At 46.1% G+C, this 26087-nt stretch carries 32 protein-coding genes and 1 other RNA gene; 28 read left to right on the forward strand and 5 right to left on the reverse strand.

Features of this window, described 5'->3' with window-relative positions:
• The first annotated feature begins 72 nt into the window (after nt 1-72).
• The 18 genes from Q0218_RS00585 (at nt 73) to rnpB (ending at nt 14308) form a co-directional block, all read left to right on the forward strand.
• Nucleotides 73-405, forward strand: coding sequence for a hypothetical protein (locus Q0218_RS00585; protein WP_297965299.1), 333 nt, complete (start codon nt 73-75; stop codon nt 403-405).
• Nucleotides 402-1025, forward strand: coding sequence for an HAD family hydrolase (locus Q0218_RS00590; protein ID WP_297965301.1), 624 nt, complete (start codon nt 402-404; stop codon nt 1023-1025). The genes Q0218_RS00585 and Q0218_RS00590 overlap by 4 nt, the downstream gene beginning before the upstream one ends.
• Before the next feature lie 66 nt (nt 1026-1091).
• Entirely contained in the window at nt 1092-1349 is a 258-nt protein-coding gene (locus Q0218_RS00595) for a DUF2018 family protein (RefSeq protein ID WP_297965303.1), read from the forward strand.
• Nucleotides 1342-1797 carry a hypothetical protein gene (locus tag Q0218_RS00600; protein WP_297965305.1) on the forward strand — a complete coding sequence of 152 codons (456 nt, stop codon included), beginning with the start codon at nt 1342-1344 and terminating at the stop codon, nt 1795-1797. Before Q0218_RS00595 ends, Q0218_RS00600 begins: the two co-directional genes overlap by 8 nt.
• A gap of 22 nt (nt 1798-1819) precedes the next feature.
• Nucleotides 1820-2713: a polyprenyl synthetase family protein gene (locus tag Q0218_RS00605; RefSeq protein WP_297965306.1), complete on the forward strand. Its 894-nt coding sequence runs from the start codon at nt 1820-1822 to the stop codon at nt 2711-2713.
• Nucleotides 2713-4005 (forward strand): glutamyl-tRNA reductase, encoded by a 1293-nt coding sequence (hemA, locus tag Q0218_RS00610; protein ID WP_297965308.1) that lies wholly within the window; start codon nt 2713-2715, stop codon nt 4003-4005. The genes Q0218_RS00605 and hemA overlap by 1 nt, the downstream gene beginning before the upstream one ends.
• Nucleotides 4002-5714 carry a proline--tRNA ligase gene (locus Q0218_RS00615; protein ID WP_297965405.1) on the forward strand — a complete coding sequence of 571 codons (1713 nt, stop codon included), beginning with the start codon at nt 4002-4004 and terminating at the stop codon, nt 5712-5714. The genes hemA and Q0218_RS00615 overlap by 4 nt, the downstream gene beginning before the upstream one ends.
• Nucleotides 5711-6148 carry an FxsA family protein gene (locus Q0218_RS00620; protein WP_297965310.1) on the forward strand — a complete coding sequence of 146 codons (438 nt, stop codon included), beginning with the start codon at nt 5711-5713 and terminating at the stop codon, nt 6146-6148. Before Q0218_RS00615 ends, Q0218_RS00620 begins: the two co-directional genes overlap by 4 nt.
• Complete coding sequence (gene hemC / locus Q0218_RS00625) at nt 6136-7071, forward strand: hydroxymethylbilane synthase (RefSeq protein ID WP_297965313.1); 936 nt, start codon at nt 6136-6138, stop codon at nt 7069-7071. The genes Q0218_RS00620 and hemC overlap by 13 nt, the downstream gene beginning before the upstream one ends.
• Entirely contained in the window at nt 7068-7790 is a 723-nt protein-coding gene (locus tag Q0218_RS00630; protein ID WP_297965315.1) for a hypothetical protein, read from the forward strand. Before hemC ends, Q0218_RS00630 begins: the two co-directional genes overlap by 4 nt.
• 281 nt (nt 7791-8071) lie before the next feature.
• Entirely contained in the window at nt 8072-9880 is a 1809-nt protein-coding gene (locus Q0218_RS00635) for a menaquinone biosynthesis decarboxylase (protein ID WP_297965317.1), read from the forward strand.
• Nucleotides 9881-9983: 103 nt separating this feature from the next.
• A complete protein-coding gene (locus Q0218_RS00640) occupies nt 9984-10817 on the forward strand; it encodes a thiamine-phosphate kinase (protein ID WP_297965319.1) in 834 nt (277 codons plus the stop codon).
• Nucleotides 10795-11919, forward strand: a complete 1125-nt coding sequence (truD, locus tag Q0218_RS00645; RefSeq protein ID WP_297965320.1) for a tRNA pseudouridine(13) synthase TruD — start codon at nt 10795-10797, stop codon at nt 11917-11919. Before Q0218_RS00640 ends, truD begins: the two co-directional genes overlap by 23 nt.
• Before the next feature lie 185 nt (nt 11920-12104).
• A complete protein-coding gene (locus Q0218_RS00650; protein WP_297965322.1) occupies nt 12105-12260 on the forward strand; it encodes a hypothetical protein in 156 nt (51 codons plus the stop codon).
• A gap of 51 nt (nt 12261-12311) precedes the next feature.
• Complete coding sequence (locus Q0218_RS00655; protein ID WP_297965324.1) at nt 12312-12929, forward strand: Type 1 glutamine amidotransferase-like domain-containing protein; 618 nt, start codon at nt 12312-12314, stop codon at nt 12927-12929.
• Between the two features lie 72 nt (nt 12930-13001).
• Nucleotides 13002-13319 (forward strand): hypothetical protein, encoded by a 318-nt coding sequence (locus tag Q0218_RS00660; RefSeq protein ID WP_297965326.1) that lies wholly within the window; start codon nt 13002-13004, stop codon nt 13317-13319.
• Nucleotides 13320-13625: 306 nt separating this feature from the next.
• Nucleotides 13626-13835 (forward strand): alkylphosphonate utilization protein, encoded by a 210-nt coding sequence (locus Q0218_RS00665; protein ID WP_185898507.1) that lies wholly within the window; start codon nt 13626-13628, stop codon nt 13833-13835.
• A 147-nt stretch (nt 13836-13982) separates the two neighbouring features.
• Nucleotides 13983-14308: RNase P RNA component class A (rnpB, locus tag Q0218_RS00670), an RNA gene on the forward strand.
• Nucleotides 14309-14871: 563 nt separating this feature from the next.
• Here rnpB and Q0218_RS00675 read toward each other — a convergent pair.
• The 5 genes from Q0218_RS00675 to Q0218_RS00695 all read right to left on the reverse strand — a co-directional run bounded on the left by Q0218_RS00675 (nt 14872) and on the right by Q0218_RS00695 (nt 18066).
• On the reverse strand, nt 14872-15288 hold the full coding sequence (locus tag Q0218_RS00675; RefSeq protein WP_297965327.1) for a hypothetical protein: 417 nt from the start codon (nt 15286-15288) through the stop codon (nt 14872-14874).
• Nucleotides 15289-15354: 66 nt separating this feature from the next.
• Nucleotides 15355-15573: a hypothetical protein gene (locus tag Q0218_RS00680; RefSeq protein WP_297965329.1), complete on the reverse strand. Its 219-nt coding sequence runs from the start codon at nt 15571-15573 to the stop codon at nt 15355-15357.
• Entirely contained in the window at nt 15560-15946 is a 387-nt protein-coding gene (gene fliS / locus Q0218_RS00685) for a flagellar export chaperone FliS (protein ID WP_297965331.1), read from the reverse strand. Before fliS ends, Q0218_RS00680 begins: the two co-directional genes overlap by 14 nt.
• A 10-nt stretch (nt 15947-15956) precedes the next feature.
• Nucleotides 15957-17693, reverse strand: a complete 1737-nt coding sequence (gene fliD / locus Q0218_RS00690; RefSeq protein ID WP_297965333.1) for a flagellar filament capping protein FliD — start codon at nt 17691-17693, stop codon at nt 15957-15959.
• A gap of 1 nt (nt 17694) precedes the next feature.
• Complete coding sequence (locus Q0218_RS00695; protein WP_297965335.1) at nt 17695-18066, reverse strand: FlaG family protein; 372 nt, start codon at nt 18064-18066, stop codon at nt 17695-17697.
• A gap of 142 nt (nt 18067-18208) precedes the next feature.
• Here Q0218_RS00695 and Q0218_RS00700 point away from each other — a divergent pair, with 142 nt between their 5' ends.
• The 10 genes from Q0218_RS00700 to Q0218_RS00745 all read left to right on the forward strand — a co-directional run bounded on the left by Q0218_RS00700 (nt 18209) and on the right by Q0218_RS00745 (nt 26015).
• Nucleotides 18209-18586: a hypothetical protein gene (locus Q0218_RS00700; protein WP_297965337.1), complete on the forward strand. Its 378-nt coding sequence runs from the start codon at nt 18209-18211 to the stop codon at nt 18584-18586.
• Nucleotides 18583-19149: a 16S rRNA (guanine(966)-N(2))-methyltransferase RsmD gene (gene rsmD / locus Q0218_RS00705; protein ID WP_297965339.1), complete on the forward strand. Its 567-nt coding sequence runs from the start codon at nt 18583-18585 to the stop codon at nt 19147-19149. The genes Q0218_RS00700 and rsmD overlap by 4 nt, the downstream gene beginning before the upstream one ends.
• Nucleotides 19150-19216: 67 nt before the next feature.
• A complete protein-coding gene (locus Q0218_RS00710) occupies nt 19217-20278 on the forward strand; it encodes a flagellar basal body P-ring protein FlgI (RefSeq protein WP_297965341.1) in 1062 nt (353 codons plus the stop codon).
• Nucleotides 20278-20589 (forward strand): rod-binding protein, encoded by a 312-nt coding sequence (locus tag Q0218_RS00715; protein WP_297965343.1) that lies wholly within the window; start codon nt 20278-20280, stop codon nt 20587-20589. Before Q0218_RS00710 ends, Q0218_RS00715 begins: the two co-directional genes overlap by 1 nt.
• A gap of 53 nt (nt 20590-20642) precedes the next feature.
• Complete coding sequence (locus tag Q0218_RS00720; RefSeq protein WP_122873807.1) at nt 20643-20846, forward strand: flagellar biosynthesis anti-sigma factor FlgM; 204 nt, start codon at nt 20643-20645, stop codon at nt 20844-20846.
• Between the two features lie 35 nt (nt 20847-20881).
• Nucleotides 20882-21310, forward strand: coding sequence for a flagellar export chaperone FlgN (flgN, locus tag Q0218_RS00725; RefSeq protein WP_297965345.1), 429 nt, complete (start codon nt 20882-20884; stop codon nt 21308-21310).
• A 2-nt stretch (nt 21311-21312) separates the two neighbouring features.
• Nucleotides 21313-23166, forward strand: coding sequence for a flagellar hook-associated protein FlgK (flgK, locus tag Q0218_RS00730; RefSeq protein WP_297965346.1), 1854 nt, complete (start codon nt 21313-21315; stop codon nt 23164-23166).
• A gap of 54 nt (nt 23167-23220) precedes the next feature.
• Nucleotides 23221-23982 carry a TIGR02757 family protein gene (locus Q0218_RS00735; protein ID WP_297965348.1) on the forward strand — a complete coding sequence of 254 codons (762 nt, stop codon included), beginning with the start codon at nt 23221-23223 and terminating at the stop codon, nt 23980-23982.
• Nucleotides 23983-24266: 284 nt separating this feature from the next.
• The gene (locus Q0218_RS00740) at nt 24267-24815 is read left to right on the forward strand and encodes a superoxide dismutase family protein (protein ID WP_297965350.1); all 549 of its coding nucleotides are present in this window, start codon (nt 24267-24269) and stop codon (nt 24813-24815) included.
• A gap of 432 nt (nt 24816-25247) precedes the next feature.
• A complete protein-coding gene (locus Q0218_RS00745) occupies nt 25248-26015 on the forward strand; it encodes a TSUP family transporter (RefSeq protein WP_297965352.1) in 768 nt (255 codons plus the stop codon).
• Nucleotides 26016-26087 lie beyond the last annotated feature (72 nt).

The raw sequence follows: 26087 nt of genomic DNA on the forward strand, positions 1-26087 counted from the left end.
CCTTGTAAAATTTGCGCGCATTATAACCGCTAAAAGTTTAAATTGGTATAATTGAGCTTTTGAAAGGAAGAAATGGCTGAACAAAACGATAAATTTAAGCGCGTAAAATATCTGCGCGGTCTGGAAAAGTTTGTAAAATCCGCGATTAGCGGCTTAAAGCGCGAGGATTTCGACGACGCTCAGTTTCGCGCTAGAGCGGCTAAAAATGCCGAAATTTTACGAAAAATAGAACCGGTATTTTTAGATAGCCCGTATGCTAAATCTTTAGAAAATTTCGCGAATTTAGTGATAAATCAGATGCCGAGATGTCAGCTTATAGCCTTTGCCAACGCGCTAGAAAAGCTAAAAAACCAAAAAACCTACAAAAAAGAAAAACATAAAAAAAACTATAAGGACGAAGAGTGAAATGCGTGATATTTGACATGGACGGCACGCTCATAGATAGCGCAAAAGCTATCTGCGAGACAGTAAACGAGGTGCGGCGCGAGCTGGGGCTTCGTGGCGATCTAGCCGCGGAGTTTATCGTAAAGGCCATAAACGAGCCGGGGCGAAATTTGGGGCTTGATTTTTACGGTATAGATAAGCCCGATATGAAGCTGCGGGATAACTTTGAAGCTAAATTTAAGAAAAACTACCGCGAATACGCCGCGGCATACGAAGGCGTAGAGGAGCTGCTAGCCGGGCTAAAAGAGGCGGGGCATTTCGTCGCTCTAGCTAGCAATGCGCCGAGATATACTTTGGATGAAATTTTGCAAAGAAGCGGGATATTTAAATTTTTCGATCTCATCGTCGGAGCGGACGAAAACATACCTCAAAAACCCGATCCAGCGATGTTAAATTTGATATTAAAATCAGGCGAATTTGATAAAGCGATATTTGTCGGAGATAGTAAAAAAGATGAGCTTGCCGCACGTAATGCCGATATGAAATATTTAAACGTTTGTTGGGGTTTCGGTAGCCAAAGTCCAAGCTGCGACAATGTCTTTACGGTGGCGCAAGCAGCCCTATACATCGAGAAGTTATAAAAATTTAGCGCATTATTTTACGAGAAATAATGCGTATTTTAAGTTTTAAGAAAGGTTTTAAAATTTATGGATTATGATATATTTTCTCAAAGTCCTAGAGAAAAATTTTTTGATATTTTATTTAACGCGAACAAAAATTTAGTCGAAAACGAGCTTGAAAAGACCTTTGAAAAATTTATCGCGATGAGCGAATTTTGCGAAAAAAACGGCTTTGACGAAGCGGCGCAAAATTCGTTTATCTCTCAAAATCAGACGCTTATAAACGAGCGGCTAAACGACATTTATATCGGGCTTAGTGGGGATATTTTAAGTCAAAATGAGTAAAATGGCCGTTATATTTTCGTTGTTTTTATCGCTGGCTTTCGGCGCGGTAAATTTCGAGGAAGAGCATCTTTTTGAGCTTAAAAAAGACGAGTGGGCGCGGGTTTTCGTAACCAAAAAGGGCACAAACGAGCGCGAGAGTTTTGATTTTCGTTGGACGCTTTTTGATAATACGAACATTATCGTGCATTCGCGCTACCGAAACTATCCTCGCCAGCTTGTTATGTCGCTAAGACGCGGTCTTGAGACCTATAAACAGACTTTGATACCAGATCTCAAATACCCGCCTAGCGACCGCGTCGCGCTTTATCTGGTTTTTGAGGATTTTAAGCAAGGCGTGGCGAAATTTCGCGTGCTGATAAACGACGACGAACAGCGCGTAGACGTGGAGTTTTTGGACCCGCCAAGAAAGCAGAGCGGCGCTCAAAATAGCGCGCAAAACGCCAGATAAAAGCAAATTTAAGTGAGCATAAATGGAAAAAATCGATCTGATAATGAAAAATTTTATCGCAGAGCTTGGTTATGAGCCCGCAAATGCGATGTTTGCTCGGATAAATTCGGGCAAAAAGCTACGCTCTAAGCTGCTTTTAAAAATAGCGGGAGAAAGCGAGCAAAGTCTTAAAATTTGCGCGATTACCGAGCTTATTCACCTAGCTAGTTTGCTTCACGACGACGTGATAGATGACGCGGACACTAGGCGCGGAAGCCCGAGTATAAACGCGAGCTTTGGCGCTAAAAACGCCGTGATGTTGGGCGATATCCTCTACTCGAAGGGCTTTTACGAGCTGTCGAAATTCCCGCACGAGATCGCTGGCGAGATATCGGGCGCGGTTAGCAAGCTAAGCGTAGGCGAGATGATGGACGTGGATCTCTCGGTTAAATTTAACGACGATAAGTCTGCATACGAAACGATGATCTACTATAAAACCGCCGTTTTGATCGAGGCTGCGGCTGCGGTCGGAGCGATGCTAGCGGGGCTTGACGCATCGAATTTTAAAATTTACGGTAAAAATTTAGGCCTAGCATTTCAGATAATCGACGATATCCTAGACGTTACGCAAGATGCCGCGACGCTTGGAAAGCCCAATTTTAGCGACTTTAAAGAGGGCAAAACGACGCTGCCTTACATTTATCTTTACGAAAGCTTAAACGAATCGGACAAAGAGGAGCTAAAAAGCCTGTTTAAAAAAGATCTGAGCGAGGCCGAGCAAGGCTGGGTGAGGGCGAAGATGAACGAAACTGGCGCGATAAAAAAAAGCATAGAAGCGGCTAAAAATTTAGGCGAGCAGGCGATAAAATCGGTAGAAAAATTTAACGTAGACGGCCTAGAAAGTATCGTAAAATCAATGATAGACAGGGAATTTTAATGCATTACGCAAGCGTGAGCTTTACGCATAAAAACACCGATATCTCCGTGCGCGAAAAGCTCTCTTTTTCTAACATTGAGCGCAAAAACGAAATTTTACGCCTCATTAGCTCCAGCCAAAACATCAACGAGTGCATGGTGCTAAGCACCTGCAACCGCGTCGAGATCATCGCTAGCGTAAAGACCGTCGAAGGCGCTAGCAAGCATATCATCGCTTGTATGTCGCTCATCTGCGGCATCCCTTTTGAGGAGTTGCAAAGCAGAGCCGACGTCTACGAGGATAATGGCGCCGTGCATCATCTCTTTGCCGTGGCTAGCTCGCTAGATAGCCTTGTTATCGGCGAAACGCAGATCGCGGGGCAGCTAAAAGAGGCGTATAAATTCGCACGCGCTAACGGCAAATGCGGCGCAAAGCTCGGACGGGCGATGGAGTTTGCCTTTAAGTGCGCGGCGGAGGTGCGAAACAAAACCGAAATCTCCAAAAATCCGATCTCCGTTTCAAGCGTCGCGGTGGCGAAGGCAAAGGAAATTTTCGGCACGCTAAACGGTATGGTCGCCGTGATAGTGGGTGCGGGCGAGATGGCGGAGCTAGCCGCAAAACACCTAATCGCAAGCGGCGCGCGAACGATAATCATCAGCCGAAATAAAGAGCGCGCTAAAAATTTAGCCCTGACGCTGGGGGATAATAACGAGTACGACTCGCTTTCAAACGTAGCGCAGTACATAAATAAATATCAAATAATATTTTCCGCGACTGCCGCGCCGCATCCGGTTTTGATCGACGCGATGGTTGAGCCAAAGGAGTTTAAACGCTATTTTTTTGATATAGCCGTGCCGCGCGATATCGCAATCACGCAGAGCGAAAATATCAAAATTTACGCCGTGGACGACCTGCAAGAGATCGTAAATAAAAACCTCGCCCTACGCGAAGAGCAAGCCCAGATCGCATACGGCATCGTCGGGCGAAATACGGCGGCGTTTTTTAAAATGCTGCGCGAGCTAGCCGTCACGCCGCTAATCAAAGGCATCAGAGAGCAGGCCAAAGAGTGCGCCCAGAGGGAGCTAGCAAAAGCCCTAAAAAAGGGCTATCTAAAACATAGCGACAAAGAGGAGGCGTATCGCCTTATACATCAGGTTTTTAAGGCGTTTTTACACGCGCCGACGATAAATTTAAAAAACCTAGCTGGAGCCGCGGGAAGCGAAGCGCAGCTAAGGGCGATCGGGGAAATCTTTAACGTCGCGGAGCAAACGCCGCAAGAAGAAAATAACGAATTTGAATGGGAGAACGAATGAAATTTAGCAAACTTTACGCGCCGACGGCAAAAGAAGCGCCCAAAGACGCAACTCTGGCGAGTCATAAATTTTTGCTCCGAGCGGGCTACGCCGAGCAGGTGGGTAGCGGACTTTACAACTTTTTGCCGCTTGGCAAACGAGTGCTTGAAAATATAAAAAATATCGTCAAAGAGGAGCTTGACGAAGCGGGCGCGCAGGAGATCTCGATGAGCTTCGTCACGTCTGCGGATCTTTGGCGCGAGAGCGGACGCTTTGACGTCTATGGCAAGGAGCTTTTGCGCTTTAAGGACCGCAAAGAAAACGACTTTGTTTTAAGTCCGACAAACGAAGAGAGCGTGGTCGCGCTCGTGCGAGGCAAAGTAACGTCCTATAAGCAACTGCCGCTAAATTTATATCAGATAAATACTAAATTTAGAGACGAAGCAAGGCCGAGATTCGGGCTACTTAGAGGGCGCGAGTTTTTGATGAAGGACGGATATAGCTTCCACGCAAACGCCGAGGATCTGGACCGCGAATTTGACCTGATGGAAAAAACTTATAGCAAAATTTTCACTCGCCTCGGGTTAAATTTCCGCGCGGTTAGAGCCGATAGCGGCGCAATAGGTGGCAGCGAAAGCAAAGAGTTTATGGTGCTAGCTAGTAGCGGCGAGGACGATATCATCGTCTGCGAAAACTGCGACTACGCCGCAAACGTAGAGGCTGCAACCCGCGCAAAACGAACGACGCAAGCCGAAAGGCCCGAGGCCGATGCGGCTAAATTTTTTACGCCAAACGCCAAAACCATCAAAGACGTGGCGGAGTTTTTTAGAGTCGATGAGTTTTACTGCATAAAAGCTGTGATAAAAAAGGCGATTTTTATCGACGCCAAAGGCGAAAAGAGCGAGAAAATCGTAGTATTTTTCGTGCGCGGCGAGGACGAACTACAAGAGGTCAAAGCTCAGAACGCGTGCGCGGCGGTTGAGCTAGCGGACGCAACCGAGGCCGAGATTACGGCGGCCGGGCTTGTGGGCGGATTTTGCGGGCCGATCGGGCTAAAGGGCGTGGAGTTTTATATCGATAATGAGCTTCAGGGTGAATCGCAGATGATCTGCGGCGCAAACGAGCGAGATTATCACTTCGTCGGCGTTAGCGTTAGCAGCTTTAACTCTGAGCGCTTCAAAGACTTAACCGCCGTAAAAGCGGGCGATAAATGCCCTTGCTGCGGCGGAAATTTAAGCGTTAGCAAAGGTATCGAGGTCGGACATATATTTAAGCTAGGCACCAAGTACTCAGAGCCGATGGGTGCGACTTTTTTGGATGAAAACGGCAAGGCAAAACCGTTTATCATGGGATGTTACGGCATCGGCGTTAGCCGCCTGGTAGCCGTCGCCGTCGAGGCTAGCCACGACGAAAAAGGCATAATCTGGAACGAAACCCTGACTCCGTTTAAATTTGAAATCATCGTCTCAAATTTAAAGGACGAAGAGGGCGTTAAATTTGCGCAGGGGCTTTACGAGGACTTACGCGAGGCGGGCGTTTCGGTGCTGCTTGACGATAGAAACGAGCGCTTTGGCGTAAAGATGAGCGAATTTGAGCTGATGGGATTTCCTTATGCCGTGATCGTGGGCAAGGGGCTAGCAGAGGGCACGGTAGAGCTTGTTACGCGCTGCGGTCTGGTTAAAGAAACCGTCAAATCGGGCGAAATTTTAGCGCGTCTAAAGAGCCTATGATAAAGCATTTTTTTACGCCCTACGTCGTTTTGGAGATCGTGGCGGCGTATTTTTTTATCCACGCGTACGGATTTTTAAATTTGGTCCTAGAGGTCATCGCATCGGCTATTTTGGGGCTATTTTTTATGTTTCGCGTCGGATTTTTTCAGCTAACTAGCAACATCGCGTTTTTTAAGCCCGCAGACGTCTTTAGTAGCGTAGGTATGGCGATCGGGGGCTTTTTTATGTTTATCCCGGGGCTTATCACCGACGTTTTGGGCGCGGCAATCATAGCGGTCGCGTTTTTTGCAAATTTAAAAAATGGCGGCGAGCGGGCGAGAGCGGGCGAATTTTACCGCGAAAAATTTGAAAGCAGACAGAGCAAACCGCGCGATGACGGCGAGATCATTGACGTCGAAGTCGTAGAAGAAAAGAGGCAAATATGGAAAAACTAAAAATCGCAACGAGAAAAAGCGTGCTGGCGATGTGGCAGAGCGAGCATATCAGGGATAAAATTCTATCACGCCATCCGAAAATCGCGGTCGAGCTAACAGGCATGAAAACCAAAGGCGACGTGATCCTTGACACCCCGCTGGCTAAAATCGGCGGCAAGGGACTGTTTACAAAAGAGCTAGAAGACAGCATGCTAAGCGGCGAAACGCATATCGCCGTGCATAGCCTAAAAGACGTGCCCGTCGTTTTCCCAGAGGGGCTGGTGCTGGCCGCGATCTGCTCGCGCGAGGACGTGAGAGATGCGATGCTGAGCGAAAAATACGCTAAATTTGAGGATCTGCCCCAGGGCGCGCGCGTGGGCACGACGAGTCTGCGCCGCAAAATGCAGCTTTTAGCGATGCGCCCCGATCTTGAGATAATCTCGCTGCGAGGCAACGTCCAAACTCGTTTGCGCAAGCTAAAAGAGGGCGAATTTGACGCCATTATCCTAGCGATGGCGGGCGTGAACCGATTAAATTTACGCTCCGAAGTCGCGCATATAGTGCCGTTTGAGCTAGATCAGATGATACCTGCGATGGGGCAGGGGGCGCTTGGTATCGAGGCCAGAGAGGACGCTGAAATTTTAAATTTGATAGAGTTTTTAAAAGACGAAAAAGCCGTGATAGAGACGACCGTGGAGCGCGATTTCGTCGCGATGCTAGAGGGCGGCTGCCAGGTGCCTATCGGCGTAAATGCAAATTTAAACGGCGACAAGATCGAGATACGTGCAGTCGTGGGACTACCCGACGGTAGCGAGAGTATACGCGAAAATATCGTCGCGCAAAAAAGCCAGTGGAAGAGCGTGGGCGCTGAGCTTGGACGAATATTTATCGGCAGGGGCGCAAAAGAGCTGCTAAAACGCGCCGAGGAGATGGCGAATATATGAAAAAAGCGCTTATTTTGGCGCTCTTGGCATCCGCGCTTTTTGCACAGGTAGATTTAGAGCTTATTTATTCGCTCTTTACCGATAAAAATTTCGATAAAAACGCCTATTTTAAAGGCGAGATGCGAGATCGTCTAAAAAATAATTTTTACTCGCCCGACAAATTTGACGAAATCAAAGTCGCCAAACTCGGCCACAGCAGCGAATTTAGCGGGATATTTCGCGTTTGGCTCGCTTCTAAAAACGGCGCATCCCTTGATCTATACATTTTTGCTAAAGAAGACGGCATTTATGCGCTTAGATCGCTCGCTCAAACCGGCATCATAGAGGCGATGATAAGGGGCTATGGGGCTGCGAGCGAGGCGGAAAAGGCGCAACTTAGAGCAATGGGCGGGGATATAGAAAATTTAAGGCTGATTTTGGCAAGCGATAATGCATTGCTAAAATTCGGACGCGAAAACGAGGCGAAATTTGAAGAGCTGTTTGCGCTATATCAAAAGGACGAAGCGGCGTCAAACGAAGCCGTAAAGCGATTACACCTATCTCATGCGGCGTACGACGGCGGGGTTTTTGAGCTTATTATCGGCGGCGTAACGGATAACGTAGTGGGTTTTATGCGCGTGGAAAACGAACCCGATCTGCCGCAGATGAGTCCGAGCGAGTTTATAATGCTAGAACGGCTCTCTCCAAACTCAAAATGGTATCTTTTTAAGACGACTTAGACCGATGGAGGCAACCCTAGCCGATTTTCACTTTTTGCTTGCCTTAACGCTGCAAATTTAGCGCCATGCGCTTTTGGTTAGAGGTTGTAAGAGATCAAATTTTTGCTAAGTCGGCGTTAAATTAGCGTATCCGCCAAAACCGATAATTTTTACGATTTTACTAATTTTTCGGCAGTTAAAGTCGTGTTTTTGGCTCAAAATGTTTACAAATTTAACTCAAACGCAGCCAAAATTTTAGCTTCAAAAACGGCTTGTTCGGATATAAATTATTAAGGAAAAATATGGACTACATCAAGCTTCTAAAAGATAACGGCCTGCTGCGCGTCATCGACGAGCCTGCGGATATCGATCTAGAGATCGCGCACGCAAGCTACATCGAGGTCAAGCGCGAAAACTCGCAGGCGCTACTTTTTACAAATCCTATCTGCAAAAAAACGGGGCGCAAATTTGCCCCCGTACTAACAAATATCTACGGCTCAGAGCGCGCTTTAGAGCTTATCTTTGGACGCGATCCCGACGAGATCGCGGGCGAGATCGAGCGGCTTTTAAAGCCTAAAAAGCCTAAAAGCTTTGGCGAAAAGCTAAATTTTGCCGCATATTTGTTTGAGATGAGAAAAATTTTCACGAAAAGATTAAAAGGTGAGGGCGAGTGTCAGCAGGTCAAATTTATGGGCAATGAGGTCGATCTGTTCTCGCTTCCCGCGCTAAAAACATGGCCGCTTGACGGCGGCGCTTTTATCACGATGGGACAGGTTTATACGCAGAGCCTAGATGGCGAACTGCAAAACGTCGGCATGTACCGATTGCAAATTTACGGTAAAAATCGCCTCGGCATGCACTGGCAGATACACAAAGACGGCGCGAATTTCTTTAACGAATACAAGCGCGCGGGCCGCAAGATGCCCGTATCCGTGGCAATAGGGGGCGATCCGCTCTATATCTGGTGCGGCCAGGCGCCGCTGCCAAAGGGCGTGTTTGAGCTGCTGCTTTACGGCTTTATCCGCAAAGAGCCCGCCCGCCTCGTAAAGTCGCTAATGAACGAAATTTACGTCCCGCACGACGCGGACTACGTGATCGAGGGCTTTGTGGATACGGATAAATTTGAGCTTGAAGGGCCGTTTGGCGATCACACGGGCTTTTATACGCCGGTGGAGCCGTTTCCGGTGATGGAGGTTACGGCGATCACGAGCAAGCGTGAGCCTGTATTTCACGCGACCGTAGTCGGCAAGCCGCCGCTTGAGGATAAGTACATGGGCTGGGCGACGGAGCGCATTTTTTTGCCGCTTTTGCGCACGACGGTGCCCGAGCTTTTGGATTATAACATGCCTGAAAACGGCGTCTTTCACAACCTGATTTTAGCTAAAATCAACGCCCTTTATCCAGCGCACGCCAAACAGGCGATGCACGCGTTTTGGGGCGTGGGGCAGATGAGTTTCGTCAAACACGCGGTTTTCGTTGGCGAGGATGCGCCTGATTTGAGCGATTATGACGCGCTTACGGAGCATATTTTAAACCGTTTTGGCAAAGATGCTCTGCTAATCAGCGAAGGCGTATGCGATCAGCTAGATCACGCCAGCCCAAACTCGTGCTTCGGCGGTAAGCTAGGAATCGACGCTACGCAGGATTTTTCGGCGCCTGCGCCAGCGCTTTTGGACGACGCCGCGCTGCTAGCTAAATTTAAAGAAGTGGAGTCAAATTTAACGCAGCTAGCGCAGTTTAAAACAAATACCAAAACTCCGATTTGCGTCGTCAAATTTGATAAAAACCGCCTCGTAAAAGAGGTTTTTGAAGAGCTTTTGAAATTTAAAGAGCACTTTAAACTACTCGTTTTCGTTGGCTGCGAAAACCGCCTAGAAAACCCATACATGCTACTTTGGCGCGTGACGAATAACATCGACGCTCTGCGCGATATCTACGTGCGCGAGGGTGCGGTCTGCATCGACGCCACCGCAAAAGGCGACGCCGAGGGCTATACGCGCGGCTGGCCGCTACAAACCGACTGCAACCGCGACGTCGTGGCTGATCTCGTTAAGCGCGGCATAGTAAAAGACGAACCGGAACTATTTAGCAAATTTGAGATTTTCGGATAGATTTTTAAACTCGTCAAATTTAAAAGCGGCTAAATTTGCCGAGCCGCTTAAATAAATTCGTTTTTCAAGCGCCTTTTTAGCCCGAATTTTATAAAATCGCAAAATGGATAAAGAACGCCTAATAATCGATAAATTTAGCAACTCCTTCATCGGCGACGACGGCGCCGTCGTCGCGCATGAGCACGGCCGGTGGGTGTATAGCAAGGACCTTTTTTGCGAGGGGACGCACTTCCTAGCAGGCTGGCTTAGTATGGAGGAGATCGCGCGCAAGGCGATGCTGGTAAACCTCTCCGACGCCGTCGCGATGAACGCCAAGCCTAAATTTGCGCTTTTAGGACTTGGGCTGCCCAAAAACACGAGCGCGGCGCAGATCTCGGCGCTACGCAAGGGATTTGCCGACGTTTGCGACGAGTACGGCGTGACTATCATCGGCGGCGACACGATCGGCAGCGATAAAATTTTACTTAGCGTTACCGTTATCTCGCGGCTTTGCGGTAAGGCGGTTTTGCGAAGCGGAGCGAAAAAGGGCGATCTGGTTGCTTTTACGGGCGAGCTTGGAGGCAGTCTAAAAGGGCTTAGGACGCTTTTAAACGGCGGACGGGTCGCGTCAAATTCTCGTTTTAAAAAGCCTGTTTTAAAGGATAAATTTTTCTACGCCGCAGCAAGCAAAATAAACGCCGCCATGGACGTTTCAGACGGGCTTGGCGCAGATCTAGCCAAGCTTTGCGCGCAGAGTCGGTGTGGGGCAAAATTTAGCAAACGGCTAAGCAAACTCGAGCTAAATAGCGGCGAAGAATACGAGATTTTATTTACGTTTAGTCCGAAAAATCGCGCCAAAATTTTAAGCCTAGCTCGCAAAACACGCACGAAAATCACGATCTTTGCCAAAATCACGAAAGGAAAATTTAAAAGCAATGCAAGAAACCACCATTTTTAAGCCTCTTTACGCGCTCACTCATGCGCCCATTAACGCGTATTTTAGTAAAAACTCGGACGATTTTGTGGTGCGCGAGATCCCGCTTTACGCATTTAGCGGGCAGGGCGAGCACCTGATAATCGAAATTTGCAAAAAAGACATGACGACGCAGGAGGCCTTGCAAGCGCTTAGCGAAATAAGCGGCGTAAAGATGCGGGATTTCGGCTACGCGGGGCTAAAAGACAAGCAGGGTATGACAACGCAGTTTATCTCGATGCCTCGTAAATTTGAGTCTATGCTAGCAAATTTTAGCCACGAAAAGATGAAAATTTTAAGCCTTAGCGCGCATGATAATAAGCTTCGCATCGGGCACCTAAAAGGCAACAGTTTTTTTATCCGCCTAAAAAAAGTGATGCCTAGCGAAGCGGCCAAGCTAGAACAAGCCGTGCGAAATATTGACGAGGCAGGATATGCTAACTACTTTGGTTATCAGCGTTTCGGCAAATACGGCGACAACGCGCAAAGCGGGCTGGAACTACTAAAATCAGGCACCGTAAACGGCAAAAAGAGCAAAAATCCAAAGCTAAACGACTTTTTGATCTCGGCATATCAAAGCGATCTTTTTAACCGCTGGCTTAGCAAACGCGTTGAGATTTCGAGGTTCGCGCAGGATTTTAGCCTTTCTGAGCTAGCTCAAATTTACCCGTATCTTGATGGCGCGATTTTGAAAAATTTAAAATCGCAAAAGAGATTTTTTAAGCTGATAGAGGGCGAAGTCTTGGGGCACTACCCGCACGGCAAGTGCTTTTTGTGCGAGGATTTGCACGCGGAGGGCGCGCGCTTTGATGCTAGAAATATCACTAGCTGCGGGCTGATCGCGGGCTTGAAGGCGTATGAGGCGCAGGGCGCGGCGAGAATGGTCGAGGATCAAATTTTCGCGCAGGTAAATGAATATAAAGCTAAAATGACGGGATCTAGGCGCTTTGCGTGGTGTTATTTGGAGGATACGAGCTACAAATACAACGAGGAAAAGGCGCACTTTACGATAAATTTCACGCTGCAAAAAGGAAGCTACGCGACGGTGGTGTTAGAAGAAATCTTACACAAAAATATCTTTGAGTAGGGCGGCTCGGCTTTTCCGCTATACGTCGCCGCCGGCCAGGCTTTGGTCGCGGATGACTAGCTTGCTTCCTCGCCTCGTTCGCCTGCGCCTCGTCTTATAAAAATGCTTTTGCCTTAACTTTTAGGTTTAAATTTCGCAAATCAAAATCCGCCTCGCCTAACGCTCTTTAAAAGCTACAAACTAAAGTGGCGCATTATAATTTTAAGCTTAAATTTGAGGCTAAATTTATCGGATTTTCGCGCCAAGACCCGTATCTAAAAATCGCTAAATTTTTAAGCCGCAAGACAAGGCATGCGGGCGGCTTGCAGGTAGCGTGGAGATGCGAAATACGAACGTTTTAGGCTCGTTTGGATATAATGGATTTGCGAATTTATATTTTAAAAGGATTAAAAATGGCGAATATTTTTCTTTGTTCTTACTTTGCGCAGGTTGCGGCTAGGATTAACGAACGGGTAAATTTTAGCGGCAAAAACGTCGTTTTCATAGATACCGCGGCGAAATTTGAAGAGGTAAATTTCTACGTCGGCGAAGCGGTGGAGATTTTAGAAAAATTAGGCGCGAAGCTAATACGCCTCGACGTCTCTTGCACCCAGAATTCGGCAGCGCTAGTATCCGAGCAGGACGAACCGTTTTGCGACGATGAAATTTTAGCCGCTATTAGTCGGTGCGACGTCATTTACGTTAGTGGCGGAAATACGTTTTATCTGCTTAACGAGCTGCGAAAATCGCACGCCGCCCAAGCCATAAAAGACGCGGTCAAAGCGGGCAAAATTTACGTCGGCGAGTCGGCGGGAGCGATCGCGGCGGCTCCGGATACGAAATATGCTACGCTGATGGATGAAAATAGCGCAAAAACGAGCGATTTTACGGGGTTAAATTTGGTTGATTTTTGCGTCGTGCCGCACTTTGGCTGCGAGCCTTTTACGGAGGCTACGCGCGAGATTATGGCGAAATTCGGCGATGTTTGCGACTTGCGCGCGATAAATAACGACGAATTTATCGAGGCTTAAAGCCTTTTACGGCGCGGGTTGCAAAGTGCGGCGCGGAGTTTTCATAGCATAAAATTTAAATAAGGATGAGCGATGAAGAAAATTTTGATTTTTACGCTTGCGGCTATTTGCGCGTTTGCGGGCGATTTTGGGTTGCCAAGTCCCGGCGAGACGGCGCGCGGCCTGCCTTTTAGCGCGCTTTTTGATAAAAAAGACGGTAAATATTCGCCCAAAAACGGTATCCGCGTAAAGCTACTTTTAGCAGGAGGCAAATTTAAGATGAATGTAGGCGATAAAAGCGCTACGCCTGGCAAGGTAAAGATAAATGGCAAGAGTTTTGACGAGATAGCAAAGCAAAAATTTGACGTAACGAACGAAGGCGGCGTCTATACGATGCGGGAGAGTAGGTAAGCGGGCAGGAATTGCGCTTGGTTTAACCGACGCAAAAGGCGCGTGAGGCTTTAGCTTAACAAATTTAAAAACGGCGTAAAAATAAAAAGAAAGAGGGCAGATAGAGATCGCGGCTTAGCTTGATGCGCGGAGTTAATTTAGCTTTGCGTTATTATTTTAGCTTGCGGCGGGCTTTTGGGTCGTCTGCAACGAGACTAGTTTATTTTATGACGGCAAAATTTACTATCCGTATTTAAATTTAGCGCGCCGGGCTTTGTTTTTTGATGATTTTTTAGTAAAATGGGCGCTAAATTTAAAGGAGAAAATATGCCAAAAGACGCAAACGGAACCGAACTAAACGCGGGAGATAACGTAACTCTGATCAAAGATCTAAAAGTAAAAGGCGCGGGCGCGACGCTAAAGCGCGGAACTATGGTAAAAAACATCAAGCTCACGGACGACGACAAAGAAATTGAAGGCAAGATCGATAAAATGGGCGTCATCGTGCTAAAGACGGAGTTTTTAAAGAAGGCTTAATCTCGTCTATGAAAAACGCAAATTTGACGCGAGATCGTTAAATTTGCGTGCTTATGAACTTTGATATACGCGTATTTTTACTTGTATCAAAAGTTGTAAAATCTAGCCCAAGCTATCCTTAAACACGAAAAAGCTATAATCGCGCCCAAGGTATGGCAAGTGATTGCTTTTGCGTAGGCAAAAGAGGAAAGTCCGAGCTGCAATAAGACGGAGTTCCATCTAACGGATGGCTGGGGTAACCCAAGGGATAGTGTAACAGAAAGCAAACTGCCGCTTCGGCGGTAAAGGTGAAACGGCGGGGTAAGAGCCCGCCAGCGCGGCGTGCAAGCGCGGCGGCTATATAAACCCAACTCGCAGCAAGGAGGGATGGTTTTGAGTCTTATGTCAAACCCTTCGCTAGAGCCAAATTGTAAAATTTGGAGTAGATAAATAATCACTCACGACAGAACTCGGCTTATCGCCATGCCTTGCCTTTTACTTCTTTTTCTACTTTCGGTTTTTTGATTTCGGCGACGACGCGCGTAAAACTTGCAAATAATCTAAAATCCGCCCGTAAATTTGCGGCTTTGGCCGATATTTTTGCGAGATTTGGCGAAGACGCGATTAAATTAAACGGCGTAAATTCGCTTCGGCTAGTTTTTAAATTTAAGCGTAAATTTTTATCGGCGCAAGGCATAAATTTAACAGGCTAAAATTACGAAAAAGGGCGCAGAGGTTTTTGTTCTGACGCCGTAAAATTTGGCCGAGTTTCCAAAATAGAAACGTTTGGTAAATTTAAAATTTATCGGCGATTTTTTGTCGTTTGTATAAAAACGCAAAGTGCCGCGCTAATTTAACGCTCGATGTTTTGCATTTTGGCGGTTTTTAGAATTTAGGATTTTTATCCGGGCCGCAAAAGCTGTACGGGCAAAAGGTAGAAGCATCGGCGTTAGGCGAGTGTTTTGGGTAGACTTCAAATTTGCTCGGATCTAGCAGCATCAAAATTTGCAATATTTATTTAAATTTGAGCGCATTAAACGGCTGCGCATTTGCGGTTTTAAATATCCCAAATATCTAAAATTTGCGAACAAACGGCGCTCACGGTTCGTTTAAATTCGGCGGTTTGCTCTGCGTTTGGCTCGTCTATGTTTTCAAATTTTTTAAACGTCTGGGCGATCTCAAGCCAGCCTGCGATATCTAGATCAAATTTAACCAAATTTGACGCACAAAGATTGCCATCGTCATGATCGTAAAAGGCGACTTTGCCGTCTTTTAGGCTTGCAAGCCACAAGTCGCCCGCAACCGTATCGGCAAATATATAAAACTCGCGCAGTATCTCGCTCTCGCCCTCGAAATCAAACTGCGCTTCGTCGTTAAATCGGGCTAGCTCGCGCTCTTTTAGCACTCTAAAACCGCTTGCTATCTCCAAGCCGAAGCTATTTTGCAAAGCGTCTTTTATATCGTTTTTCGTCATTTTTTGCCTTTGTGCGGATAAATTTGAGAGAGAGGTTTAAAAAGCGCCATAAATTTAAGAAATTATTTACGACGCCATATATTTTTTTACGTTTTTTAGCTTTTCTAGCTCTTTGCCTAGCTTTGCTTTATTTTCTTGGATCAAATTTATCGCCGCGCCGAGGAGCTCTTTGGCTTGCAGGGCATCCTCTAGGCTGTCAAATTTACTAGGCGCCTCGTTTGCTAGCGCTGCGATAGCTTCCGCGTCATCGTTAGCGACGGCGATTTTTAGCTCATCCAGCCACATCGGCTTGTCCGGTCGCTTCTTTCCAAGCTTCTAGTAGCTGCTTTGTGACGCTTACGACCTCGTTTAGGCTTTGTTCGTCGTTGTTTATATTTGCCATGGCTAGTAGCTGGATCTGCCTGGTATAAAGGCCGCTTAGATAGTGCGCGACGTTGCCTTGGTCGTAGTCTAGCGAGTTTAGAAGCTCGACGAAGATCGCATTCGTGCGGTTTATAAAATATACTTTTTTCTCCACGTCGTTTTCTTGCATCGCTTTTTTGGCTCTAAAGACAAATCTCAAAACGCCCTCGTAAAGCATCTCGATGAGCTTAGTAGGCGACTCGATGCCGCCTACGGCATTTTGCGAATACGCAGCGTGTGCAGTGTTGTATTGCATAAATTTACCTTTATTTTTTATTATATTCGGCTTCGATCATCGATTTTAGCGACGAAAATTCGCTATTTAGCTTGCTGATGATCTTGTCGTATGCTAAAAATCGCTCTTCCATCGTGGCGTACTTCGCGTCTAGCGACTTTTGCGTCCTTTCTTTTTCGGCATCGAGCGTTTTTTTCTCCTCGATCAGGCTTTGTCCGTATTTGGTTAAAGAGCCGTTTTTTGAGTTGATTAGCCCGTCTACAGTCTTTTTCGCCGAGGAAAAGATGCCGCTTACGGTCGTGCTTTTAGGTGTTATCGTAGATTCGCTTAGGCCTACCGCGTTTAGCGTGGCGGGCGAGCCTTTTATGCTTATTGCCGTACCGTTCGTGGTTTTTAGCGTTATTTTATCTTCGCTTGAGGCTATGGTAGCTTGCACGCCAGCGATACCTGCGTCGTTTATGGCTTTTAGTAGAGCTAGTGCATTTTGCTTTGAGGTATTCGTAGCCGCAGTAGCCGGTAAATTTATCTTTTTGCCGTTTATGACTAGATCTTCGTTTGCGATAGTTAGCGAGCCGGCGTCTACGGCTTTAGAGCTAAAAGCCTGAGCCGTGCCGTAGGTCGTGCCTCCTGCGAATATCTTTTGCACGCTTTGCAAATCCTCGTCTAGCTTTCTACCCAGTTTTGAGCTATCAAGCTCTAGCAAGCCCTCTTTATTTAAGCTTAGCCCGTAGTCGGCTAAATTTGCGGTTTTGGTTACGCCGTTTTTATCGGTGTAGGTTTGATTGGCGAATAAAATTTTATTTAGCGTCGATTTTATGCCAGTTATCTCGCTCACGCCTTGAAAAGTTCCCGATTTTTTCGTATCGCTATCGTAGTCGGTGGCGACTTTTAGGTTGTTGGTAAGATTATTGTACGCCGTAACTAGACTTTGCATGCTCTCTTTTATGGCGCTTGCGTCCTCTTTGATACTAAAGGTCGTCTTGCCCGTATCTTTTAGCTTTATCGTCATTCCTAAATTTAAATCTTTTACCTCGTTGCCGCTTCGTTTTATCGTGATACCGTTGTAGACGAACTCGGCATCTTGCGCGGTCGAAATTTTATTACTAGCGATATTTGCGCTATCCCAGCCGAGCTTTTGCAAGACGTCCGATGCGCCGCTTAGAGCCGATCCGTCGCTATCTACGTCGGTGATTTCGATCTTGTTTTCAGCACCCGTTTCTTTTGATTGCAGTATAAGCTGATACGGATCTTCGCCGCCTACTTTCATCGCTTTTGCCGAAACGGCGCCGTTTGTGACTTCGTTGATCTTATCGGCTAGCTCTTCAAGCGTAGTGGAGCTTCTTACTTCTATTTTATGCGTCGTGCCTCCGACTTTTATGCCAAATGTTCCGTTTTTGCCGATAAATGAGCTTGAGGTGGCAAATTTGGTGCTTTGATAAACGTCTTTTTTTGCTAGCTGCCTTACGTCTATTTCGATATCTTGTACCGCTACGCCTGCGCTTGCGGTTACCTCCGCGCTTTTGCCGTCTGCGGTGGTGGTTCTTTTTTGATACGAGCTATCGTCTGCTAGGGTAGAAACCGAGGAGCGAAAAGTACCGATGAGCGTCTTTAGAGCGGTTAGATCCTTTTGCTTCGTCGCATTTGCCGTGATTTTAGAGGTTACGGGTTTTATCTGACCCGCTTCGTCGGCAGCTTTTAGCTTATCTATAACGTCTTGAGTTAGAACTTGGCTTCCAAAGCCGAGTGAAGAAACTTTACCTAGCGCCATTTTAGCTCTCCTTGTCAAATAATACGCCGACGGCTTCTTTGAAATACTCGCTTAGTTTCATCGCCTGCTCGGTCGGGATTTTGCGAATAACTTCGCCCGTTTTCATCTCCATTACGTTTACGTACATCGCGCCTATTTTATCGTTATAGCCAAAGCGTATGCTGGTACCTAGATCTTCCATTTGTTTATTTAGTTTTTCGGTGGCTTCTTTTACTTCTTTGCTTAGCGTTTCGTTATTTTGCTCGGTTAAATTACGCGTTGCGTCATGCTGGATGTGAGTTTGCTCGACCTCTCTAGTTTGAGTAGAGCTTTGCGCATGCGAGCTTGTAATCGCGTTTGCCATCGGCTGGCTTGCCGCTTTGAAAATTTCCATATTTTCTCCTTTAAATGTTTGCTAGCTTCTATATCGTCAAATTTGCAAATTTTTTTAGCCCCGCCGCTCAAATTTTTCTTAATTTAAATTTTCGTATAAATTTGTTAAAATCCAGCCTAAATCAAGGCAGAAAGGAGAATTTGTGAAAATTTCGTTTGAGTGCGACTGCATTTTGCTGGGGGAGTCACTAAGGCTGTTTTTAAGAGATTTTATCTCGCCTAAAAAAGATTGCGATTTTATCGTGGCGGATAAAAAGATAGAATCCAAAAAGCCCGTTTTCGTGATCGCCGAGCACTCGCCTCATCTAAAAATACCTTTTAGCAAAGAAGCTCTTATCTCCGCGCTTGAGGAGTTTTACTCGGCGATCCAGTTTTCAGAACCAGTCGCGCCTTCTCGCGCGGCCGCGCCCGCAAAAGAAAAAGCCGCACCGCAAAACGGTTCAAATTTGGAGCTTGAGGTTTCAAATTTAATAGATAAATTTAAAGAAGAGCTGCTTGCGGTTCTAAGGAAAGCTCGTTGAAAAATCTATACGCTACGATTTCAAGCGGTAAATTTAAAGGTAAAAAGCTGCTTTTGCCATCGCTTCAAACCACAAGAAGCACCAAAAGCATCGTCAAGGGCTCGTTTTTTGATTCGTTTCGCTACGAGCTAGCGGGCAAGGTTTTTATCGAGGCTTTCGGCGGTAGCGCGCTGATGGCCGCAGAGGCGCTAAGTAACGGCGCGGCAAAGGTCTACGCGGTAGAAATCGACAAAAATGCCTATAAAATCGCGATACAAAACGCTAAACTTATCGGAGACGAGCTAGAAATCATAAACGGCGATACTTTTGACGCTACTCCCGCCATTGTCTCGAGGCAAAATTTGCCCGTTATCTTGTATCTTGACCCGCCTTTTGATATCAGGGAAGGCTTTGCTGACGTTTATGAAAAGTGCGTAAATTTAGCAAGAAATTTGCCAAAAGATAAAATTTATCTGATCGCTTTTGAGCACGCCAGCCATCTAAATTTACCTGAAAGCATCGGTGCCTTTATGCTTTTAAAATCTAAAAAATTCGGAAATACTTCGCTTAGCTACTATTCTTAAACTTCTTGCGTCAAATTTGGAATGCTAATTGCTTTTCGTCTTTGAAAATATAAATTTAAGGACGAAAATGAAACTAGCGGCATGCTTGCTAACCCTTGCTATATCGGCTTTTGCGGCGCAGATAAAAGACATCGCAAACGTCGTTGGCGTGAGGGAAAATCAGCTGATCGGATACGGTCTGGTCGTCGGTCTAAACGGCTCTGGCGACGGCAGTAGCTCTGAGTTTACGATACAGTCTCTTTCAAATATGCTTCAAAGCGTAAACGTAAAAATCAAGCCCGACGACATCAAGTCAAAAAACACCGCCGCGGTAATGGTTATCGCAAAGCTGCCGCCGTTTGCTAGGCAGGGCGATAAGCTTGATGTCGTGATATCATCTATCGGCGATGCAAAGAGCCTGCAGGGCGGAACGCTTTTGATGACTCCGCTTAAGGGCGTGGACGGCGACATCTACGCTTTAGCGCAAGGCTCGCTAACCATAGGCGGCAAGACGGCGTCTCGCGGCGGAGCAAGCAAGGACGGCAACCACGTAACCGCGGGTACGATCCCAAGCGGCGCGATCGTGGAACGCGAGATAGCATACGATATCTATAATCAAGAAGCGATATTTTTAAGCTTAAAAGAGTCGAATTTCGACACCGCTTCAAATATCCAAAGAGCGGTAAATTTAAATCTAGGCGGCGAAACTGCGACGGCTATCGACTCTAGAACCATCAAAGTATCAAAACCGGAAGGCTCAAACGCGGTTGAGTTTATCGCTAAGGTGTTAAATTTAGACGTGGATTATAAAGCGCTAGATAAAATCGTAATCGACGAGCGCACCGGCACGATAGTAAGCGGTATAAATATCACGGTCGATCCAGTCGTTATCACGCACAGAGATATCACGATAAAGATAGAGCCTAGTTCTTACGACGATATGGCTGCAAACGGGCAAACAATCGACTTGCAAGACGGCGCAGCGATCGATCCGCTAACTAATATGCTAAAAATCAGCGGCGAAAAAACTACCGTAGCTAGCGTCGCAAGGGCGTTAAGCAAGATGGGCGCGACTCCTAGCGACATCATCGCGATAATGGAAAATCTAAAGCGCGTGGGCGCCATACACGTAAATTTGGAGATAATATAATGTTAAACGTAGATACTTCGGCGGCTTTAAGCTCTTATAATAAATTTGCTACGAGCTCTATCGAAAATAGGCGCGCTAATAAGCCTCAAAGCGAACAAGACGCGCTTCTAAAAGAGCAAACCGATGCTTTTGAGGCGTTTTTGGTTAAAAGCGTGCTAGATATCGCGCTAAAGGACGAAAATCCGTTATTCGGCAAAGACGCCGGAGACGAGATATATCACTCGATGTATAACGATACGATGAGCAAGGCTCTGAGCGGAAATTTGGGCTTTAGCGAACTTTTATTCAATTATTTGAAAGAAAGGGCTTAAGAAATTTCAGATTTTGCCGATTTAGTTTCTAACAAATCTAAAAAGGCTTGAAAATGATAGGAACTTTGGGAGCTAAACTGGGCATGAGCCCGCAGCAAATCACTCGCTCAAACGACGTAAAAAAGAGCGAAAACATGGAAAAAACACAAGGCAAAGAAGAAAGCAAGGTCGCAAAGATAGCCGAGCAGATCGCAAACGGAACATATAAACTAGATATGTCTAAGACTGCAAAAGCCGTTGCCGATACGCTTTTATAAAATTTTTTGTCCTTGCGTAAAAAGAAAGGACAAAAATGCTTAAAAGATATTTGGATGAGGCGATGGGCGTGCTAGACGAACTCATCGCCCAAACTACGGAAGATATAGAAAAGATAAAACTAGCCGACCACAGCAGGGTCGATGATAGCGTTAGACGCAAAAACGAGCTGGTTAAAAAATTCGAATCTATAAAATCGCTACTAGATAAAGAGCTTTTAAGAGTCTCGAGGGAAAACGGCGGGGCAAATTTAAGCTCTATCCTTGACGATGAGGTTAAGTCATCGCTAACGCTCATGCGTTCAAAGCTTGAAGAGCTCTACTCAAAAAACAAAGAATACGCAAAATACGTCGTCGGAGTAAAAGAATTTTTTGATAGCTTGCTAAAAAATATGTTTAAAAGCGAGCCCGGCAACTACGACAAAGAAGGCTTGACGCCTGAAAGTTTATTTAAAACGAGGGTTTAAAAATGGCTAATATTTTTTCGTCTTTACATATCGGAATGAGCGGCCTAGACGCCGCGCAAACGCAAATCACCACGACCGGACACAACATCACAAACGCCGATAGCGAGCACTACACGAGGCAGCGCGTCGTGCAGTCTGCCAGAGAGCCTTTTCACGATATGCCCGGCGACATCGGTACGGGCACTAAGGTCGATACGGTCGTGCGCGTGCATGACGAGTTTACTTTCGCTAGACTTCGTACTTCAAATATAAATTTAGAATCAAGCGAATATAAAAAGCAAATTTTAGAAGAGATTTCGCAGCGCTTCCCCGATCTGCAAAGCGTAGGCATAGGCAGAGATTTACAAAATTATTTTAACGCGTGGAACAACCTCGCCTCAAACCCGACGGAAGGCTCGCAGAAAGTAAATTTGCTAAATTCGGCAGCAACGCTATCAAATAGCATAAATAAAGCCCACGATATGCTAACAAAGATACAAAAAGACGTGGACTCGCAGGTAGAGGTTTCCGTAAACGAAATCAACAAATACGCCAAGCAAATCGCGCAGATAAATAAAGAGATCGTCCGCGTAGAATCAGTCGGCAGCACTAGAGCAAACGACCTGCGAGATAAGCGCGATCAGCTCGAGCTTGCGATGTCAAAGCTCGTAGGTATCAGCGTATTTAAAGGGCAACTACAAAGCAGTAATGTTGATCCAACCGTAACCGATATGGGTACGAAGCATCAGATAAATATATCCGGATTTAACATCGTAGACGGCACGACATATCATCCGCTAACAGTCGATAGGATAAGCGATAAGAGCGATTTTAAAGGCGTATTTTTCGAGAGGGACGACGGTAAAAAGGTCGATCTAAACGGACGAATCTCGGGCGGTAAACTAGGCGCTGCGCTGGATCTACGCGGACGCAGAGTGGATGATAGCGGAGAGTTTCAAGACGGAACTATACAAAAATATATAGACAACCTAAATACGTTTGCTAAAGGCATCATCAACGAGACAAATAACATCTACGCCAAATCAGCCGTAGAAAACGCCGTGACGGACGAACTAGACGGCTTAAGCAACTCTAGGACGCTGATGAATTTTAATAACGACATCAAACACGGTAGCTTTGACGTCGTAGTTTACAATAACCAAGGCCAAGAGGTTGCACGCAAGACGATAAACATAAACGCAACTACGTCTATGAATGACAACGCGCGCGGCAACTCTATCGTGAGAGATTTTAACTCCGATACCGACGATAACGGCGATAATAACTCGCTAAACGACGTGGATGATTATTTTCAGGCAAACTATCAATACGATGCGGCAACGGGCAAAGGTACGTTTGGCGTAACAGCTAAAAGAAATGCCGGCGAATACAGCGTCGCTTTTGTAGATCGCGGTACGAATTTCCCGGGTATTATCGGGATAAATAGGGTCTTTGAGGGCGGAAACGCAAAAAATATGAGCGTAAAAAGCGAGCTAACCGAAAATCCGCACAAGCTAAAAGCCTACTCAAATCCGACCCCTGGCAACAACGAAGTCGCAAACGATATGGTGCAAATGCAGTATAAAAAAATAATATTTTACTCCGACAAGCATGCGGATAAAGAAGAGAGCGTCGAGGGATACTACCGTTATATCACCACCGATTTAGCCAGCCAGACTCAGGCAAATAACGATCTAAACGACGCAAATACAGCCATCCATAAGGTTGCGATGTCCGAGTATCAGTCCGTTAGCGGCGTAAATTTAAACGAAGAGCTGACAAATCTCATACGATTTCAAAGCAGCTACGGTGCGGCGGCCAAAATTATCACGACCGTGGAAAAGATGCTCGATACCTTGCTCACGCTAAAACAGTAAATTTAAATTTCTTTTAGCCTTTTTGGTTTAAAATCTCAGCCAAAAAGGCTAAAAATGGACTTAAAAACCCTCCTGGATCAAAACGTAATCTCTAAAAATACCCATGCGGACTTGTTTGCCGCCGCCGATCCGCTGCAAGTCGCGAGCAAATTTAAAACGCCCGAGATTGCTCTCATCTGCGCTCTTTTTGCCTACGGTAATGCAAAACTCATCGTAAATTTTCTAAATTCGCTTGATTTTTCGCTACTGGATAAAAGCGAGGAGCAAATCATTTCAAATTTGACGCGGCACAAATACCGCTTTCAAAGCTGCGAGGATGTGCGGCAGATTTTTATCACCGTTTCGCGCCTAAAAAAGCACGGCGATATCGAAAGCGCGGTGAGATCGGGTTTTGAAAAAAGCGGCTCGATGATAGAGGGCGTAAACAAACTAATCAAATTTATCTATTCGCTAAACCCTTACCGCTCGGAGGGGTATGAGTTTTTCTTCGGCAAGCCGTACGAAAAAGCGCCGCAAAGCCCGTATAAACGTTACAATATGTTCCTGCGCTGGATGGTGCGAGATAGCGACATCGACCTTGGACTTTTTAAAAGCCTGCCAAAAAGCAAGCTCCTCATACCTCTTGACGTGCATACGCACCGAGTTTCGCTAAATTTGGGCCTAATCTCTCGCAAAAGCTATGATTTTAAAGCCGTGCGCGAGCTAACGGACAAGCTTTGCGAATTTGACCCCGCCGATCCGATCAAATACGACTTTGCGCTCTACCGCATCGGTCAAAGCGGCGAGCTGGCGCAAATTTTAGACCGGATAAAATAAATTTCGCGCTTTTGATTTTTGGCTATTTGTTTTATTAGTGTTTAGCGACTATCGCAGACAAAATCGCTAAATTTGCTTGCGTAAGACCTGGTGCGGGCAGCAAGTTTTTGTATCGTCGCGATAAATCGGGCTTACGCGGTTTTAGGTTTTTACGGCGGTAAATCAAGCCCCAAATCGGTGGCAAATTTTAACTTTAGCGGTATCCTAAAATCGTCTAAATTTAAAGCGCAAATTTATTAAATTTAGGCTATAGTTACCTTGCAATTACATTTTAAGGAGAAAAAATGAAAAAAATCGTTTTAGCTAGCGCGGCTCTAGGCTGTATGCTTGCTACTAGTGCTCTTGCGCACGAAGAAAAAGCCTTTGATCCAAAGGCGGGCAAGCACCTAGTAGTCACCATGGAGCAACTAAGCGAAAAGGGCAACACGGTCGTTGGCGAGGTAGTAGCGGTCGAGACCAACTACGGCGTGGCGCTATTTCCGAATCTTAAAGGCCTTGAGGGCGGCGCGCACGGATTTCACGTGCATCAAAATGCCGACTGCGGCGCGAATGAAAAAGGTCTAGGCATGAAAGCGGGCGGCCACTGGGACCCAAGCGACGCCAAAAAACACTCGTTTGCATGGGACGACAATGGCCACAAGGGCGATTTGCCTGCGCTTTTCGTCGATGCTGAGGGCAATGCGGTTTATCCGGTCCTAGCTCCGAAAATAAAGAGCTTAGATGAGCTAAAAGGCCACTCGCTAATGATCCACGTCGGCGGCGATAACCACAGCGACCATCCAAAGCCTCTTGGCGGCGGCGGCGCTAGAATGGTTTGCGGCGTTATAAAATAATCCCGCTTTCGCCGATTTGCCGCACTCGGCGGTCGGCGAATTTTTTTCTTACTCGGTCAAATTTAACGCGGCTTTAAATTTAGCGCCTCGTATATTTTTAAACCCGCATCTCGAAAATGCGAAATCTCAATAAATTTTCTAAAATATCCAAATTTGTCCGCGCGGTTTTGCAAACTAAATTTTAAAAACTATATCAAATTTGCCGCCGTTAAATGGAACTCAAATTTGCAAAATTTGTCTAAAACTCCAAAAATTGCCGAACTTGCCCGCAAAATTTACAAAATGCGCCGCAACTCAAGTTGTTAAATTTAACCCTGCTGGTCAAAATTTACTCGCCGTTTTATTAAATTTTAACCGCAGTAAAACAAAAAGCCGAATTTTATAAATTTTTAAATTTTTCGTAGTATGATTTTGCTATTTAAAGGGGCGAAAATGGACTTTGACTTCGGCGTTACGGCGTATTTGATATTTTTCACGGCGGCCTTTGCGGCGGGTTTTGTAGATGCGATCGCGGGCGGCGGCGGACTGATCGCGCTGCCGACGATCATGGCGATGGGCGTGCCGCCTCACATGGCGCTAGCGACGAACAAGCTTCAAGGTACTTTCGGTAGCTTTACTGCTGCGCTAAATTTCGCCCGAAAAGGGATGATAAATTTCCGCGAAGTGTTTATCGGCATCGTTTTTACATTTATAGGCGCGTGCGTCGGCACGGTGCTTATACTGTTTTTGAGCGCCGAGTTTTTACGCGTTATTATCCCGTTTTGTTTGATAGCGATTTTCATCTATACGCTTTTGATGCCAAAGGTCGGTGACGAGGATAGGGCCGCTCGTATGAATGCGCGAGCTTTTTACGTGATATTTGGCCTAATTTTAGGCTTTTACGACGGATTTTTCGGGCCGGGAGCGGGCAGTTTTTGGACGTTTGCGATGGTTGCGCTCATCGGGCTAAATATGAAAAAAGCCGTCGCGCATACGAAAATCCTAAATTTTACCAGCAACATCGTCTCTCTTGCCGTCTTTATCGCAGGCGGACAGATACTTTGGGCGGTCGGGCTTTTGATGGGCGCGGGACAGGTTTTGGGCGCGTATTTCGGTTCAAATATGGTCATGAAAAAGGACGTTAAATTTGTTAGAATTGTGTTTCTAGCCGTCGTGGGCGCGACGATATTAAAGCTCGTTTACGATAGATTTTTCGCGTGAACGCTGATTTTAAAAAACGACGTAGAAATTTGAGCTAAATTTGACAAAAAAGCTAAAATTCGGGCGAAATTT

This window comes from uncultured Campylobacter sp., assembly GCF_938039245.1.
Classification (GTDB): domain Bacteria; phylum Campylobacterota; class Campylobacteria; order Campylobacterales; family Campylobacteraceae; genus Campylobacter_A.